Raw genomic sequence first — 14690 nt, 5'->3', positions numbered from 1 at the left:
GCAATTGATAGCTACTTGTTTTTTTGTGCTACTCCTTGTTCGGCCTTCTCAATTGCTCGTTTCACCATATTCCCAGCGTCCCGTGCCTTAATGCCGCCCCAACCTTCTCGCTCCACAACATCGTAAAACCCAAGCTCTTTCGCAATTTCTTCCTTCAAGCGCTCAGACATAATACCACGTTTTTTCGCCATTCGGTTTTCCTCCCTTGTAGCTGACGCACCTAGTATGTGCTACCTAGAAGAAAAAACACCCCTGACATCTATTCTATTTTAGAATGACGTCAGAGATGCTTTTTTAAAAATGAATTCAATCATAAATGCTGTAATTATTTGACGCTAAACTCTGTAGAATCTACGCCGTCAAGAATTGTTATTTCAACCGCTTCGGTTAAAATATCTGCGTAGCTGTAAGATACTCTTTCAAATGCATTTTCGTCCTGGTCAAGTTCAACTACGAATACCGCGCGATATGTTTCACGTAATACTCCAGCTCGTTCAATTGTCTTCTTCCGACCGCCGTTTGCTTTTAAGTGCAAACGTTTCCCCAGATGAGAATCCAATGACTTCTTAATGTCCGCTAATGTTTTTGTCACGTCGCTTACACCTCACTAAGTATAAGCATAACACTTTTAAAAGGTTCTGTCAATTAAAAGTTTCATTTTAACAATTCTGCAACGACTTTGTCAATACTTTTATTATTGAAAATAGCACTTTTCTATGAAAAGTGTACCAATACCGCTACTTTTTCCGCGCAACAAAAAAGTCTTCATATAAAGCGTTGGACAGATTTGCAAATTCTTCAATCGTCAACGTTTCCCCGCGTCTGCCAGGATCCATACCTATTTTCTCGAAAGCACTTAAAATTTGGTCTTTTTTCGCTTTACCTTCTGGTAACGACGACTGCAAGTTGTTTAAGATTGTTTTCCTGCGTTGAACAAATGACCCTCTGGATACCTCAAATAGGAAATCTTCGTCCTTTACATCTGCAGGTGCCGTTTCTTTCCGTGAAAGATGGAGTACAGCAGATTCAACATTCGGCTGTGGCATAAATACTGTCTTCGGTACAATCATTGCCACTTCTGCATCCATATAGTACTGGATAGCGATAGACAGCGAGCCGTATGCTTTAGTCCCAGGAAGGGCTGTAATACGGTCTGCTACTTCCTTCTGCATCATGATAACCATTCCCGAGATTGGAACTTTACCAAGCAGGAATTTCATAATGATTGGCGTCGTCACGTAATAAGGTAAATTTGCCACAACAACAACGTCATCATAATCCGCAAAGTGTTCTGTAACGACTTGTGCAAGATCTGCTTCCAATATATCCTGATGAACAATTGTAACGTTATCGTAAGGTGACAATGTATCCTCCAGCACCGGTAACAGACGACCATCAATTTCAAAAGCTACGACTTTGCCTGCACTTCTCGCAATATGCTCCGTCAATGCACCAATGCCTGGCCCAATTTCAATGACACCTGTTTTCTCTGTCAACTCCGCATGGGACACGATATTTCGTAAAATATTCGGATCGATTAAGAAGTTTTGACCTAAACTTTTTTTAAATGAAAAACCGTATTTATCAAGAATTTCTTTTGTCCTAACTGGGGTTGCGATATCTTTCTTCATTTAATTTCCTCCTTATCGAGCACTTTCAATACTTCTGCTAATTGTTCATGTCCAATACGGAACATTTCAAGCCGTTTCTTCAAGCCTTTACCGTTTACCTGTCCAATTTGTAGAAGCTCACTCAACCGTTCACGTCGTCTCTTCGCATCAGGGTGGCCAATGAGCCTAGCCGCCATCAAATCGGCAAGTGGAATGTCGACAACCGGCTGATCGTCTACCGTATAAACGGAGCTAATAGCTCGCCGTATATCTTCGTCATCTGCATGCTCAATGCCAAGTCCTTGACCATTTTTGGCAATCGTCAATTCCTTTTTTAGAAAAGCATGCTTGACGCCTGGGACACGCTCTTCAATGATTGCACGAATTCGCCTACCCGGAAAGTCAGGGTCGGTAAAAACAATCACACCGCGCGTTTCTAGCGCATGTTGAATACGTACAAGCGTCTTGTCGTCAATAGCAGAACCATTTGTTTCGATGGTATCGGCACCTGTCGCACGTTTGACGGCAACTGTATCGGATTTCCCTTCAACAACAATAATCTCTTTTATGTTCACAAAAATCCTCTTTCCCATTGCATTCTTTCTTCAATTCTACTCCGTGGCTTAGCGGATGTACAGAAAGGCAAATGATCAATTATATCAAAGCGAGTTACAGAAGCAGTGATCAATTACGCCTCGGCGTAATTGCGCCCAAATTTTGAATTGCGCTTGCGTGCCCGCAGGATGCGGGTACGCAACCGTTGCCGCAGGACGCGGCGAACTTAGGTTGCCTTCCCGCTCCCTTCAAAATTTGTGGCATCCGCCGGAGGCATAGCTTGCTTCGACAGAAGCAAGCTATAACGTAAATATCCGTAGGACCAATTGCAGTCCTACGGATTATTGTCAGTCGATGACTTTCATTTTCACTTGGCGTCGTCCAAATTTATAAGCAGCATTTTTCGTCGGAACATGAAGATCAATCTTCATCCCCTTAATGGCACCACCCGTATCTCCAGCAATTGCATAGCCATACCCTTCCACCCATACTTTGGAACCGAGTGGAATAATACTTGGATCTACCGCAATTACTTTTAAGTCCGGATTTGAACGCAAATTAATGCCTGTCTTTGTCACGCCCGAACAACCATTACAATACGCCGTATATGCCGTAGCCGTTACATAAAACTCCTGGCCGCCCGAAGGTGCATCAGAATTACTACGGGATACGCCTACACCAGATTTTTTCATTGATGCGCTAGCAACCATTACTTTAGAACCGACCGTGACGATTTTCTTTTGCGGTTTTGCAATGACTTTTTCTGCTAACAACTTACGAGAAACTTCTTTACCGTTTTCTTTCACAATTTCGAACTTCCGTGAAACCGTCCCTTTCTTGCCTTCTTGAACAATTTTTTGTTGTCCTTTTAGCAAAGATGGGTCATTGCGTGTTTCAATTGCAAAGTTCGCTGGCTCTTCCACTACATCGGTGACCTTTTCCACTCGTACGACCTCTACCAAAGAACCAGGCTTCAGATATCCATCTGCCTTTCTATTTAGTCGGTCGTCTTCATTCAGTTGAATGTTCTCTCTCTTTAAAAAGTCAGCGACCGTAGTCGAAGTAGACCAGACCTTCGTCTCTTCTCCTCCGTCATTCAGCGTTACTTCAAACGCTTTTTGGACGGTAATGTTGTTATCTTTTCCAAGTTGCTCCGAAAGTCCAGGACTTACATCATCATATTCAGTAATTTCAATGCCGGCTTCCACCAACGCTTCTTCTACCGTACGACTCGTTGTCCAAATGGATGCACTCTCCCGATTGACCTGTATGGCAACTTGTTTCGACTGTTCCCATCTAATCGATAAACCGTCTTCGATAGATGTATTCACTGAGGGTGTTACTAAATCATGCTCGGTAACTTCGATTTCCTGTTCAGAAAGAAGATGACCTACTGTATGTGCGTGCGTCTTGACTTCAAGTTCTTCACCGTTCACCTGTAGCGTGACCGATTTTTGCGTCCCTTCGTAAAGGACAAGTGCCGTAATAGCAACAAATAGTGTAAGTGATACGACGGTTACAGCTATTTGTTTACTCCTCAATGACTGAAAGAACAGGTTTTCCATGAATCGTTTTGACATGAAAAAAACTCCTCCTTTATCACTCGGCTGATTATAGAGGTTACTTTCCCTCGTGTCAACCCATCTGAACACATTTTGAAAATAACCAAGAAGCCCTCCACATGAAAAGTATGGAAGGCCCCCTGGTAATTTATTCATCCGACATTAAATATTTTCAACGCATTGTCAGTCGTTCTTCGTGCAACCTCCTCGACTGACAAATCCTTTAACCGTGCAATTTCTTCGGCTACTAGTGTCACCCAGGCCGGCTCATTACGCTTGCCCCGATAGGGATGTGGTGCCAAGTAAGGTGCATCCGTTTCAATCAATAAATGATCAAGTGAAATCTCCGTTGCAACTTCTTTTGGCATTCTTGCATTTTTAAACGTAACAGGTCCGCCAAGTGAGATCATAAAGTTCATGGCGATGCACTCTTGTGCAGTTTCCACACTCCCGCCAAAACAGTGCATAATGCCACCCGTTTTCTCCGCCTCTTCCTCTCTCAAAATACGAACAACATCCGCTGTCGCATCCCGATTATGGATAATGATTGGTAGTCCCACTTTCTGCGCCAGTCGAATCTGTTTTCTAAACAATTCCTGCTGAATGTCCTTCGGTGATTTATCCCAATAATAATCAAGACCTGTTTCCCCAATGCCGACAACTTTGGGATGCGCGGCCAGTGATTCAATCCACGCTAAGTCTTCCTCTGTACAATCAATCGCATCGACAGGATGCCAGCCGACAACTGCGTAAATAAATGCATGTTGTTCCGCTAGCTCCATCGCCTTTACAATCGTCTTGCGGTCAAATCCAACAACTACCATCTTTTCGACACCCGCCTCAAGGGCACGTCCGATAACTTCCTCTATATCTTCTTCATATTGGTCCGCATTTAAATGGACATGTGTATCGATAAACATAAATTTTTTTCGCCTCACTATGCATTTATTTGTAAAGAAAAACGGCGTTTCCATGAGGGACGCCGTTTTTATCTGTTATTACTTCACCTGCGCTCCATTTTCCAATGCCTGGTCCACTGACGCTAATTTCAACACACCCTCGGATTTCCCTGCCAAAATCATACCTTGAGACAATTCACCACGTAATTTTACAGGTTTCAAGTTGGCAACAACAATTACTTTTTGGCCGATTAACGCCTGTGGCTCGTAATGTTCTGCAATTCCTGACACAACTTGTCGTTTCTCGTAGCCAAGATCCAGTTGCAGTTTCAACAATTTATCGGCTTTCGGGATTTTCTCACACGCAGTCACTGTTGCTACACGTAAATCGACTTTCATGAAGTCTTCAAAAGTAATTTCATCTACTTCAGTAGCTTCCGTTTCAGCCTTTTCCGCCGGCTTATTTTCAGCTGGAGCCGAAATAGCCATTTGATCGCGGATATAAACGACTTCAACATCCGAATCCAAGCGTGGGAAAATCGGTACACCTTTGTCTACCACTTTCGTTCCTGCTGGAATGGCATCGAAGCTACCAAGTGTCTCCCAAGCAAGTTGTGACTCATCCAAACCAAGCTGTGACACAATCTTTTTCGGCGATTCCGTCATAAACGGCTGCAATAGAACCGCAATATGACGCAGCGATGAAGCCAAATGCGCCATTACAGACGCCAGCTTGCCTTTATCCGCCTCCTCTTTCGCTAATACCCATGGAGATGTCTCGTCAATGTATTTGTTCGTCCGTGACACAAGCGCCCACAAATCAGCCAAGGCATTACTAAATTGCATACTTTCCATCGAAGCTTCGTACTTGTCCACCGTTTTTGTGATGAAATCCGTCAAGCTAGTATCGAATTCTGTCGAAACAAGCCCCTCTGCCGGAATATCTCCATCGAAATATTTATTAATCATCGAAATCGTTCGGTTTAATAAGTTTCCTAAATCATTGGCAAGATCGTAATTCGTTCGTTCAATGAAGGATTCTGGTGAAAACACACCGTCTTGTCCAAATGGTAATTCTCGAAGAAGGAAATAACGTGTCGCATCCAGACCATATCGCTCAACAAGCATTTCAGGGTACACAACATTGCCTTTTGACTTCGACATCTTGCCATCCTTCATCATAATAAAGCCATGTGCAAAGATCTTTTTCGGCAACGGCAAATCCAGTGCCATTAAGAAAATCGGCCAATAAATCGTATGGAAACGAACAATATCTTTCCCAACAACATGGACGTCGGCAGGCCAATATTTATTGAACAACGAATCGTCCCCAGACTGATAACCAAGTGCTGTAATATAGTTCGTCAATGCATCGACCCATACATAAATGACATGCTTCGCATCACCAGGTACTTTTATGCCCCAATCAAATGACATACGAGAAACAGACAAATCTTCTAGACCCGGTTTAATAAAGTTATTAATCATCTCATTTTTACGCGACTCCGGTTCGATAAACTGCGGATGATCCTCGTAATATTTCAACAGCCTGTCCGCGTATTTCTTCATATTAAAGAAGTACGATTCTTCCTTCACTTTTTGAACAGAACGTCCACAATCTGGACAGTTATTATCTTCAAGCTGGCCCTCTGTGTAATACGTTTCACAAGGTACGCAATACCAGCCCTCGTATTCCCCTTTATAAATATCACCATTGTCGAGAAATGTCTTAAAAATCTTTTCAACAATCGCTTTATGGCGTTCTTCCGTCGTCTGAATGAAGTCATCATAAGAAATATCCATGATGTCCCATACCTTTTTCGCAACATCAGCAATTCCATTGACATATTCCTGCGGCGGGAGTCCCGCTTCCTCCGCTTTTTCTTGTATCTTTTTCCCGTGCTCATCCATTCCTGTTAAAAATCGAACATCGAAACCTCGTAGTCGTTTGTATCGTGCCATTGCATCCGAAGCAACAGTCGTATAAGCCGTACCAATATGGAACTTTCCGCTTGGATAATAAATCGGTGTTGTAATATAAAATGTATTTTTCTGATCAGCCACGAATATTCCTCCAGTGTAATTAAATATACCTTCTATTCTATCGAATGCACCCCGCCGATACAATGATATTCCTAGTCGTTATGTATTTTAAGCGCTACTAAAATTGTTTTTTATATAGTTTTTAGTTATCCCTGTAAATAAACTATTATTTTTATCATAGTTTTGGGAAAGTTATATTGACGTTAATTGGAAGTCTTGGTATGATAAAAAGCAGACAAGAGAATTATGTCGAATTTTGACGAAAACTACTGAACTGGAAGGAGTTCTTATTATGAAATCTACTGGTATTGTAAGAAAAGTTGACGAACTCGGACGTGTTGTTATTCCAATCGAATTGCGCCGTACACTTGGTATTGCTCAGAAAGATGCGTTGGAAATCTACGTTGATGAAGACAAAATCATCTTGAAAAAGTATATGCCAAATATGACATGCTCAATTACGGGCGATGTGTCTGACGATAACCTTCGTCTAATTGACGGAAAATTGATTTTAAGCCCAGCAGGCGCAAAACAATTGATCCAAGAAATTGAAGAAAGCCTCCAAAAATAATTATGCAACAATAATATCCAGAGCGATTCACCGTTCTGGATATTATTTACGTTTTAGAGGTTACTATCATTCATCCTCTACATGATATTCCTTGTAAACATCACGTCTACTCATTCCACGCTCTTTCGCCACTTCGCGTATAGCCTCTTTTGAGCGTAGCTCTTTTTTCGCCATTACTTCGATGACATGATCACGAATATCTAGATCACTCCACCACACATCTTGTTGCTCTTCAATAACACCATCGCTGCCTGCGATAACAATACAGAACTCTCCCCTTATCTCACTTGATTCTGCCCATAATACTGCCTCTTCAAGCGTGCCACGAAGAAATTCCTCAAAACGTTTTGTCAACTCCCTTGCTAAGGTCACACGACGTGTTCCACCAAAGCTACCTTCTAACGCCCGCAGGGTCTCCTTCAGCCTGTGAGGTGCCTCATACAGAACAATCGTCTCTTCACGTCGCTTTAAAGCATCCAATTGGCTTGTCCGATCTTTTTTCTGGCGGGAGATGAATCCAAAAAATAAAAATGGTTGCGGCATTAATCCTGAAGCAACTAATGCACTAATGGCTGCATTTGCTCCAGGGACAGGGACGACATCGTACCCCTCTACGATTGCTTTAGCTGCAATATCCGCGCCTGGATCCGAGATACACGGCATTCCCGCATCACTGACAAGTGCTACAGACTTCCCCTCCGCGAGCATCGCCAAAATCTTTTCTCCGCCTACTTCTATATTATGTTCATGGTAGCTCATCAGCGGTGTCTTAATTTCAAAATGATTACACAGTCTAATTGTATTGCGCGTATCTTCTGCTGCAATCGTATCAACCTCTTTTAAGATACGAATCGCACGGAATGTCATATCCTCTAAATTTCCAATTGGTGTTCCAACAAGAAATAATTTGCCGCCGCCCGGTTCAGCACTCTTTTGTGACTTCATCTACCATCTGCTCCTTTGCAATATACCGCTCTTTGGCTTCTCTTTTTAATTGTTTAAATTGATATTCCGCCTGCATCGCTTCCCGTTTCGTTTCAAAGCTTTCATGGTGAATACAACGAACAGGCCTCTTTGCACGCGTGTATTTCGCACCCTTGCCTTCATTATGGACACGTACACGCTTCTCCAAATCATTCGTATAACCAGCGTAATAGGAGCCATCCTTGCATTCCAGTACATAAAACAGATGATTAGCCTTGTTGTCCATAAAGGAGTAGCCTCACTTCATCTGTATATTCACCGTCTGCACCATACACATAGAGGGGAGGCAATACTTTCAGATCTGGCTTACCGTCCTTAATTCCCTCGATTAGCAGTGTATTGGCCTCTTTCCCTTCCTTCGGATAGACAAAACGAATTCGCTTCGGCTCCAGTCGATTGGCACGCATAGCTGTAACAATATCTAGTAAACGGCCAGGTCGATGAACGAACGCCGCTTTTCCGCCTTGTTTCAACAATTCACTTGCAGATTGAACCGCTTGTTCAAGTGTCAAATGGATCTCATGTCGAGCAATGGCAACATGTTCTAACAAATTCTTCTCACTTGCCCCTTCTGCTGGAAAGTAAGGTGGATTACATGTCACGGTATCATATGTCTCATAGCCTATTTTCGATGCAATCCCGATGACATTGTCATTAACGATTTGAATCCTATTTTCCAATCCGTTATAAAGAATACTTCTTTCAGCCATATTCGCTAGTCGTTCCTGTAATTCAACGGCTGTAATCTCAGCTTTCGTCCGTGCACTTAAAAATAATGGAATTGCACCATTCCCTGCACATAGGTCCACAATCTTTCCTGAACGGATGGGTACATAAGCAAACCTTGCCAGTAGTACCGCATCAAGCGAAAACGAAAAAACGGATGGACTCTGAATAATACGCAAGTCTTCCGCCAATAAAAAATCGAGACGCTCATCATCTCGTAAAATTTCTTCCATATTCCTGCACCCCTCATAAATACTACCTATCATTCATTCCACTGAATTCAGATAAAAAAGCCGATGCCTACATTGCAATAGGATCGGCTCACTTTACACATTTTGTTTATTTAAAAAAGATAGACAGAACAGACAGTCTTCTCCTTTTCTGCTTCCTCCATAATGGACATTGCAGACGTGGAACCCTTCGTTATATAGGCGAGCCAAATTGTCGACACCTTCTCCGATATCTACTGTATTTGGCTTTTTGCGATGTTGTCGTTGGTTTGCAGCTTGCGTTTGCCCATCCATTTCTTCAAGCCGCTTTCGCAAATGATGGTTTTCGAGTTGAAGTGAATGGTTCTCTTCCGTCATTTGTGCGACAAATCCAATCAATTCGTGAAATTGCTTATGCATGGAGCCGAGTTGTTGTTCAAATTCCATTACCCTGTCCAGAAAGTTCCTTTCTTTCAACTATCCCACCTCATCATTTCATCAATTGAGCCATATTATTTTGTTGCTCCATTAATTCTTCTAACGTGTACTCTAGCACATGATCTTGATCTGTCAAACTCACCTGGAGTATGCGTTCAAGAAGATTGAGGCCTACTACCCTACCAGGCCCTTCAGGTGTTTTCACATGCGTTCCAACATCCGGCATAAGTGCTTTGGCTTCTTCATACTCATCATTTTCATACTTCAAACAGCACATGAGGCGACCACATAAGCCTGAAATTTTCGATGGATTGAGCGATAAATTCTGATCTTTCGCCATTTTAATCGATACCGGCTCGAAATCACCAAGAAATGTCGAACAGCAAAGCATTCTGCCACATGGTCCGATACCACCAAGCATTTTCGCCTCATCACGCACACCAATTTGGCGTAGTTCGATACGCGTTCGGAAAATAGACGCTAAGTCTTTGACAAGATTTCGGAAATCGACACGACCTTCTGCTGTAAAATAAAAGACAATTTTGTTGCGGTCGAATGTATATTCAACATCCACAAGCTTCATCTCTAATTTATGCTCCTGAATCTTGTCTACACCCATCGTAAAAGCTCGTTCAGCTTCCAGACGATTCTCCTCTACCTTCTCAAGATCTTCCGTCTGTGCCGGACGAATGATTTTCTTTAGGGGCAGTACAACATCATTTTCTTCCACTTCTCTTATCTGACCCGCAACTTTACCATATTCAATTCCCCGCACAGTCTCAACAATGACATACTCGCCCTCATTGAGTATAAAATCTACTGGGTCAAAATAATATATTTTACCCGCTTTTTTAAAACGGACTCCTACAACTTTATACAACAAGTAACCCCTCCTGCATGCTGAGCACCAATTGTTCCATTAAAAGCGTTCGATTCATATTGCCATGCAGTTGCTTTTTCGCCTGCAAAATTGCCTCCATATTGGTAGACAATCGGCTATATGTCATCTTTATCGAAAGGCTACTAAAAAGCTCTTGTTGATCTGGAAATGCTGGCGTTGACTGCAAACCCGCTTTCGATGCTACTACATCTCGATAAGCATATAGTAATAAGTCCAGCCCACGTTCAACTTCTTCTTTCTCTTTCAATAAAGGAGACCATTCTGATTGGATGAATAATAACGCTTCATGGACATGTCGATCTGATGCTTCAACCAATTTTAACACTGTCTTTCGTATGTGTGCAAACTGCTCATCACCGGCCAGACGAAATGCTTCATCTGGATTAGCCGTCACCATCGTAACCGTCGCTGCCATTGAAGAAGTAATCCCTTTTTCAACGAGCCTTTTTATCATCATTTCCCTAGATGGCGGCAGGAATGAAATTCGCTGACAGCGTGATTGAATCGTCGGCAAAATCGATTGATAAGAGTCCGTTAACAAAATGGCCGTGATATCTCCTTCCGGTTCCTCAAGGAATTTAAGAAGCGTATTCGCTGCAGCAACATTCATCCGGTCTGCCCTTGAAATAATATAAATCTTTCTACCAGACTCGTAGCCCTTTTTCGTCATATTATAAATGAGGGTAGACATCTGGTCTTTCTTTATATCTTGTCCATCTGGTCGAATAATGGTTACATTAGGGTGATTACTGGATGTGACGCGTCGACAAGAATGACATGTTTCACATGGAACATAATCTTCGGGATTGCTACACAGAAGAAGTTTAGCAAAAAAAAGCGCTGCCAATTCTTTTCCCGTCCCTAATTCACCATCAAATACATACGCATGCCCGATTCGTCCGTTTTTATAAGAAGAACTTAATCGTTCCATCACGATTTTCTGTTCTTCAAAAAGCCGATGATTCAATTCTTCCGACATGAATCCACACTCCCGTTTTAAAAAAACCCGCGTTTCTTATACGACAGAAAACACGGGATTACATGTATAGATTAATGAGGAGACCTTTAATCTCGCCAATTTTCGCTAGCAGATCGATGGATGTTTTTTCTTCATTCAACAAGTCTTCTGCTAACTCCACCAGCCGCGCGTCTATTGTCTCGACAAGTTTCAAGCGACGCCCCTCACCAAACCGATTCCACGTATGTGACTGCTTAAGTCCCATTCCTGATTCGACAGCTTCTTTGAGGAAACGTCGAACAAGCATTTTATATTTAGCCATATCACGTAGATTACGTGATCGTGCAATTCGATCTCCAGCTGATGAAATATCACCGAGAAGCCTAGTAATCTGTTCACCATGAAGGCGCTGCTCTTGTTTGACAACCATTTGACCGAACCTTGCTCCGCCTTGCGGTGTTTGCAATGGGTCATTTCTCATCTTATCAAGGCCGGCCCGGTAATCACCGTTGACTTTCACTTCGCTTCACCTCTGTACATCAAAAATGATGAAAATGTTCGATTGGAAGAACAAATACCGTCGCTCCGCCAACTTCGACTTCCACCGGATAAGGAATGTAGGAATCAGCATTACCACCCATTGGAGAAACAGGTGCTACCATTTGATCCCGTGAACGGCAATTTTCTCGGATAAGTTCAAGTGCCTTTGGAATAAGGCTATCATCGGTACCAATAAGAAATGTTGTGTTTCCTGACCTTAGAAATCCTCCCGTACTGGCTAACTTTGTTGCCCGGAAATCATTTTTAGTCAACGCTGCCGACAACCGGTTACTATCCTGATCCTGTACAACTGCCACAATCAATTTCACGGTAATCTCCCCTTTTTCCGCTTTCCAACTATTATATCATGAATTTGCAAATTACATGACTTGGGCGCATATAATTTTCCAAACATTTTCCGTTACTTCTATTTCTGAAAGTGAAGCATCCGTCTTAATAATTCGATTTGGATAACGACGAATAATCTCAAGATACCCTTCATAAACCTTACGATGAAAATCAAGACTTTCTTTATCTAATCGATTTTGTTCACGTTCATTATTCTTCGCAATACGGGCCAACCCTATCTCTGGGGCAATATCAAAGAAAATTGTCGCATCTGGCATCGTATCACCAATTGCAAACTCATTAATCGATAATACCGCATCGATTCCAAGCCCTCTACCATGCCCTTGGTAAGCCAATGAACTATCGACAAAGCGATCACACAACACGATGTAACCATCACGTAGTGCAGGCATAACCTTCTCGGCAAGATGCTGCCTTCTCGCAGCGGCATAAAGAAGCGCTTCCGTCTTAGCATCCATTTCTTGATGATTATTGTCCAGAATTACATCACGAATTTTCTCGGCGATGCGAATACCACCCGGTTCACGTGTGAGCATAACATTCCGCCCTTCACCCTTCAACCGATTATACAAATTTGCAATAACCGTCGTCTTGCCCGCACCTTCAGGCCCTTCGAATGTTATGAAAACACCTTTCTGTACCATGTTATTCTTCCGTCCCTTCCTTTACGACAACTATCTGCCCTTCATTGATTCGAATAGCGCCTTGAAATTTTGCACCCATCTGAAGTAACTTTTTCAACGATTGAATATGCCCATCCCCGACCTCTTCCCCGCCAATTAATAACGGGATACCAGGCGGGTAAGGAATGATTGTAGCAGCAGCCACACGCCCAACTGCAATCTCATATGGAATCCACTCCGTCGCTATGTCTCTAAGTTGCCTAGCAGTGTATGTGAGATAAGAGACCCCTTCACCTAACAAAGGTACTTCTATTGGATTAGCAGTTCGGTCTGCTTGATTCAAACGAATAATTGCAGACTCAATTTTCCTTCCAATTTCCTCAAACGCGTAGTTCAATCCCCTCTTCAACAACGGCAAAACAAAAAGCACTTGGTACGGATCCGCAAGTTCCGCATAAACACCCTCCGTTTCCAACTCCCTTTGCAGTTCAAAGCCAGAATAACCCTCCACTCGTATGAGAAGCTTCAACGGATCATCCACCTCAAGCGTTTGTAGCCCTGAAATTGTTGCTAACCGTTTCATAAAATCCGTGCGTCTCTGCATAAATAATATCTTATCTTCTTCTTGATAAGATTCCGCAAAGGCCCGTGCATCATCAAGTGAAGCCATTAATACATATGATGGGCTACTTGACTGTAACATTTGTAAATAATGCGCAACCCTTTCAGAGGAAACTAAATTAGATCTTACATGCAGAAATGAAGCCATTGTCATAGCCGGCAAAGTTTTATGTGCCGAATGGACAACAACATCCGCGCCCATCTCCAATGCCGAGCGGGGAAACGGATCACCGACAACAAAATGTGCACCGTGGGCCTCATCAACTAAGACCGGGACTCCATATGTATGGCACAGCCTTATCGTCTCCTCCAAGTCATTCCCCGTCGTACCATAATAAGTTGGATGCGTAATCACAACTGCCTTTGCATCTGGATACGCTTCCAGCACTTCGCTAATTTGTGTAATAGTCATCGTTCCGGCTGTCTTCGTGACCTCGTCCCATGCCGGTGAAACAAGCACTGGCTTCGCATCTACCAGTTCAATCGCATGAAACACCGATTTATGCGCATTGCGCTGAACAATAATTGTATCGCCTGCACAGCATGTCGCATAGATCATTGCTAAATTCCCGACTGTCGAACCATTCACAAGAAAAAAGCTCTGATCCGAACCGTAGAATGAAGAAAGCCTTTCTTGTGCTTCTTCTATAATCCCCCCGGGCTCGTGAAGGTCATCTAACCCTGTCAACTCTGTGAAGTCATAGCGAAGCGCCGAGCGTAATACTGCCGGTAAGCCCGACAGTATCCCCCCTTTATGTCCCGGCACATGAAATGAAATTGGGTCTGCTTCATTGAATTTTAGTAACGCCTCCACAAGCGGACGTTTAAGACTTTCCATTGCCAATTACACTTCCTTTACTTATTTCTATTATAGAGGATACTCCCGATTTATTCAGTCTGTGCACTCGAAAAAGCTTTTACTTTGAATTTTTATCATACAATCAAACGACTTCTTAACTTATTACCTATAAATCTAATTATTATTAAACACAAAAAAAGCCATTACCTATTGGTAATGACCGTGTGCCCGGCGACGTCCTACTCTTGCAGGGGGAAACCCCCAACTACCATCGGCGCTGAA

18 protein-coding genes are annotated in these 14690 nt (G+C 42.8%); 1 reads left to right on the top strand and 17 read right to left on the bottom strand.

Annotation, left to right across the window (positions count from 1 at the left end; all coding sequences use genetic code 11):
• Positions 1–11: 11 nt before the first annotated feature.
• From R2B72_RS14900 to metG, 7 genes are all read right to left on the bottom strand, one after another.
• Positions 12–191, bottom strand: coding sequence for a small, acid-soluble spore protein, alpha/beta type (locus tag R2B72_RS14900; RefSeq protein ID WP_318617471.1), 180 nt, complete (start codon positions 189–191; stop codon positions 12–14).
• A gap of 134 nt (positions 192–325) precedes the next feature.
• Complete coding sequence (veg, locus tag R2B72_RS14895; protein ID WP_318617470.1) at positions 326–592, bottom strand: biofilm formation stimulator Veg; 267 nt, start codon at positions 590–592, stop codon at positions 326–328.
• A 145-nt stretch (positions 593–737) separates the two neighbouring features.
• On the bottom strand, positions 738–1631 hold the full coding sequence (rsmA, locus tag R2B72_RS14890) for a 16S rRNA (adenine(1518)-N(6)/adenine(1519)-N(6))-dimethyltransferase RsmA (protein WP_318617468.1): 894 nt from the start codon (positions 1629–1631) through the stop codon (positions 738–740).
• On the bottom strand, positions 1628–2185 hold the full coding sequence (gene rnmV / locus R2B72_RS14885) for a ribonuclease M5 (protein WP_318617467.1): 558 nt from the start codon (positions 2183–2185) through the stop codon (positions 1628–1630). Before rnmV ends, rsmA begins: the two co-directional genes overlap by 4 nt.
• Before the next feature lie 327 nt (positions 2186–2512).
• Positions 2513–3745 (bottom strand): ubiquitin-like domain-containing protein, encoded by a 1233-nt coding sequence (locus R2B72_RS14880; RefSeq protein WP_318617465.1) that lies wholly within the window; start codon positions 3743–3745, stop codon positions 2513–2515.
• 134 nt (positions 3746–3879) lie between these two features.
• Complete coding sequence (locus R2B72_RS14875) at positions 3880–4647, bottom strand: TatD family hydrolase (protein WP_318617464.1); 768 nt, start codon at positions 4645–4647, stop codon at positions 3880–3882.
• Between the two features lie 78 nt (positions 4648–4725).
• On the bottom strand, positions 4726–6690 hold the full coding sequence (gene metG / locus R2B72_RS14870) for a methionine--tRNA ligase (protein ID WP_318617462.1): 1965 nt from the start codon (positions 6688–6690) through the stop codon (positions 4726–4728).
• 271 nt (positions 6691–6961) lie between these two features.
• On the opposite strand from metG, the gene R2B72_RS14865 reads away from it, so the two are divergent.
• Positions 6962–7240 carry an AbrB/MazE/SpoVT family DNA-binding domain-containing protein gene (locus R2B72_RS14865; RefSeq protein WP_318617461.1) on the top strand — a complete coding sequence of 93 codons (279 nt, stop codon included), beginning with the start codon at positions 6962–6964 and terminating at the stop codon, positions 7238–7240.
• Between the two features lie 66 nt (positions 7241–7306).
• Here R2B72_RS14865 and rsmI read toward each other — a convergent pair whose 3' ends face one another.
• The 10 genes from rsmI to R2B72_RS14815 form a co-directional block, all read right to left on the bottom strand.
• On the bottom strand, positions 7307–8185 hold the full coding sequence (gene rsmI, locus R2B72_RS14860) for a 16S rRNA (cytidine(1402)-2'-O)-methyltransferase (RefSeq protein ID WP_318617460.1): 879 nt from the start codon (positions 8183–8185) through the stop codon (positions 7307–7309).
• Positions 8163–8450, bottom strand: coding sequence for a GIY-YIG nuclease family protein (locus tag R2B72_RS14855; protein WP_318617459.1), 288 nt, complete (start codon positions 8448–8450; stop codon positions 8163–8165). Before R2B72_RS14855 ends, rsmI begins: the two co-directional genes overlap by 23 nt.
• Positions 8434–9183: a tRNA1(Val) (adenine(37)-N6)-methyltransferase gene (locus R2B72_RS14850; protein ID WP_318617458.1), complete on the bottom strand. Its 750-nt coding sequence runs from the start codon at positions 9181–9183 to the stop codon at positions 8434–8436. Before R2B72_RS14850 ends, R2B72_RS14855 begins: the two co-directional genes overlap by 17 nt.
• Before the next feature lie 93 nt (positions 9184–9276).
• Positions 9277–9636: a DNA replication initiation control protein YabA gene (yabA, locus tag R2B72_RS14845; RefSeq protein ID WP_318617457.1), complete on the bottom strand. Its 360-nt coding sequence runs from the start codon at positions 9634–9636 to the stop codon at positions 9277–9279.
• A gap of 13 nt (positions 9637–9649) precedes the next feature.
• Positions 9650–10477, bottom strand: a complete 828-nt coding sequence (locus tag R2B72_RS14840) for a stage 0 sporulation family protein (protein WP_318617456.1) — start codon at positions 10475–10477, stop codon at positions 9650–9652.
• A complete protein-coding gene (gene holB, locus R2B72_RS14835; protein WP_318617455.1) occupies positions 10470–11477 on the bottom strand; it encodes a DNA polymerase III subunit delta' in 1008 nt (335 codons plus the stop codon). Before holB ends, R2B72_RS14840 begins: the two co-directional genes overlap by 8 nt.
• A gap of 58 nt (positions 11478–11535) precedes the next feature.
• Positions 11536–11976: a YaaR family protein gene (locus R2B72_RS14830; protein WP_318617453.1), complete on the bottom strand. Its 441-nt coding sequence runs from the start codon at positions 11974–11976 to the stop codon at positions 11536–11538.
• A 19-nt stretch (positions 11977–11995) separates the two neighbouring features.
• A complete protein-coding gene (locus R2B72_RS14825; protein WP_203248937.1) occupies positions 11996–12325 on the bottom strand; it encodes a cyclic-di-AMP receptor in 330 nt (109 codons plus the stop codon).
• Positions 12326–12376: 51 nt separating this feature from the next.
• Positions 12377–13009, bottom strand: a complete 633-nt coding sequence (tmk, locus tag R2B72_RS14820) for a dTMP kinase (protein WP_318617452.1) — start codon at positions 13007–13009, stop codon at positions 12377–12379.
• A 1-nt stretch (position 13010) separates the two neighbouring features.
• On the bottom strand, positions 13011–14447 hold the full coding sequence (locus R2B72_RS14815) for an aminotransferase class I/II-fold pyridoxal phosphate-dependent enzyme (protein WP_318617450.1): 1437 nt from the start codon (positions 14445–14447) through the stop codon (positions 13011–13013).
• Between the last annotated feature and the right edge of the window lie 243 nt (positions 14448–14690).

It is taken from the genome of Sporosarcina sp. YIM B06819 (assembly GCF_033485175.1).
Taxonomy (GTDB): Bacteria; Bacillota; Bacilli; order Bacillales_A; family Planococcaceae; genus Sporosarcina.
Note: the sequence above shows the minus strand (reverse complement) of the source record. Positions and strands in the feature narration are given on the sequence as shown.

Excerpts from the sequence above, each read along its gene's own strand:
- R2B72_RS14900 (WP_318617471.1), bottom strand. The coding sequence starts at position 191 with ATGGCGAAAAAACGTGGTATTATGTCTGAGCGCTTGAAGGAAGAAATT.
- rsmA (WP_318617468.1), bottom strand. The coding sequence starts at position 1,631 with ATGAAGAAAGATATCGCAACCCCAGTTAGGACAAAAGAAATTCTTGAT.
- R2B72_RS14880 (WP_318617465.1), bottom strand. The coding sequence starts at position 3,745 with ATGTCAAAACGATTCATGGAAAACCTGTTCTTTCAGTCATTGAGGAGT.
- R2B72_RS14875 (WP_318617464.1), bottom strand. The coding sequence starts at position 4,647 with ATGTTTATCGATACACATGTCCATTTAAATGCGGACCAATATGAAGAA.
- R2B72_RS14865 (WP_318617461.1), top strand. The coding sequence starts at position 6,962 with ATGAAATCTACTGGTATTGTAAGAAAAGTTGACGAACTCGGACGTGTT.
- rsmI (WP_318617460.1), bottom strand. The coding sequence starts at position 8,185 with ATGAAGTCACAAAAGAGTGCTGAACCGGGCGGCGGCAAATTATTTCTT.
- R2B72_RS14855 (WP_318617459.1), bottom strand. The coding sequence starts at position 8,450 with ATGGACAACAAGGCTAATCATCTGTTTTATGTACTGGAATGCAAGGAT.
- R2B72_RS14850 (WP_318617458.1), bottom strand. The coding sequence starts at position 9,183 with ATGGAAGAAATTTTACGAGATGATGAGCGTCTCGATTTTTTATTGGCG.
- holB (WP_318617455.1), bottom strand. The coding sequence starts at position 11,477 with ATGTCGGAAGAATTGAATCATCGGCTTTTTGAAGAACAGAAAATCGTG.
- tmk (WP_318617452.1), bottom strand. The coding sequence starts at position 13,009 with ATGGTACAGAAAGGTGTTTTCATAACATTCGAAGGGCCTGAAGGTGCG.
- R2B72_RS14815 (WP_318617450.1), bottom strand. The coding sequence starts at position 14,447 with ATGGAAAGTCTTAAACGTCCGCTTGTGGAGGCGTTACTAAAATTCAAT.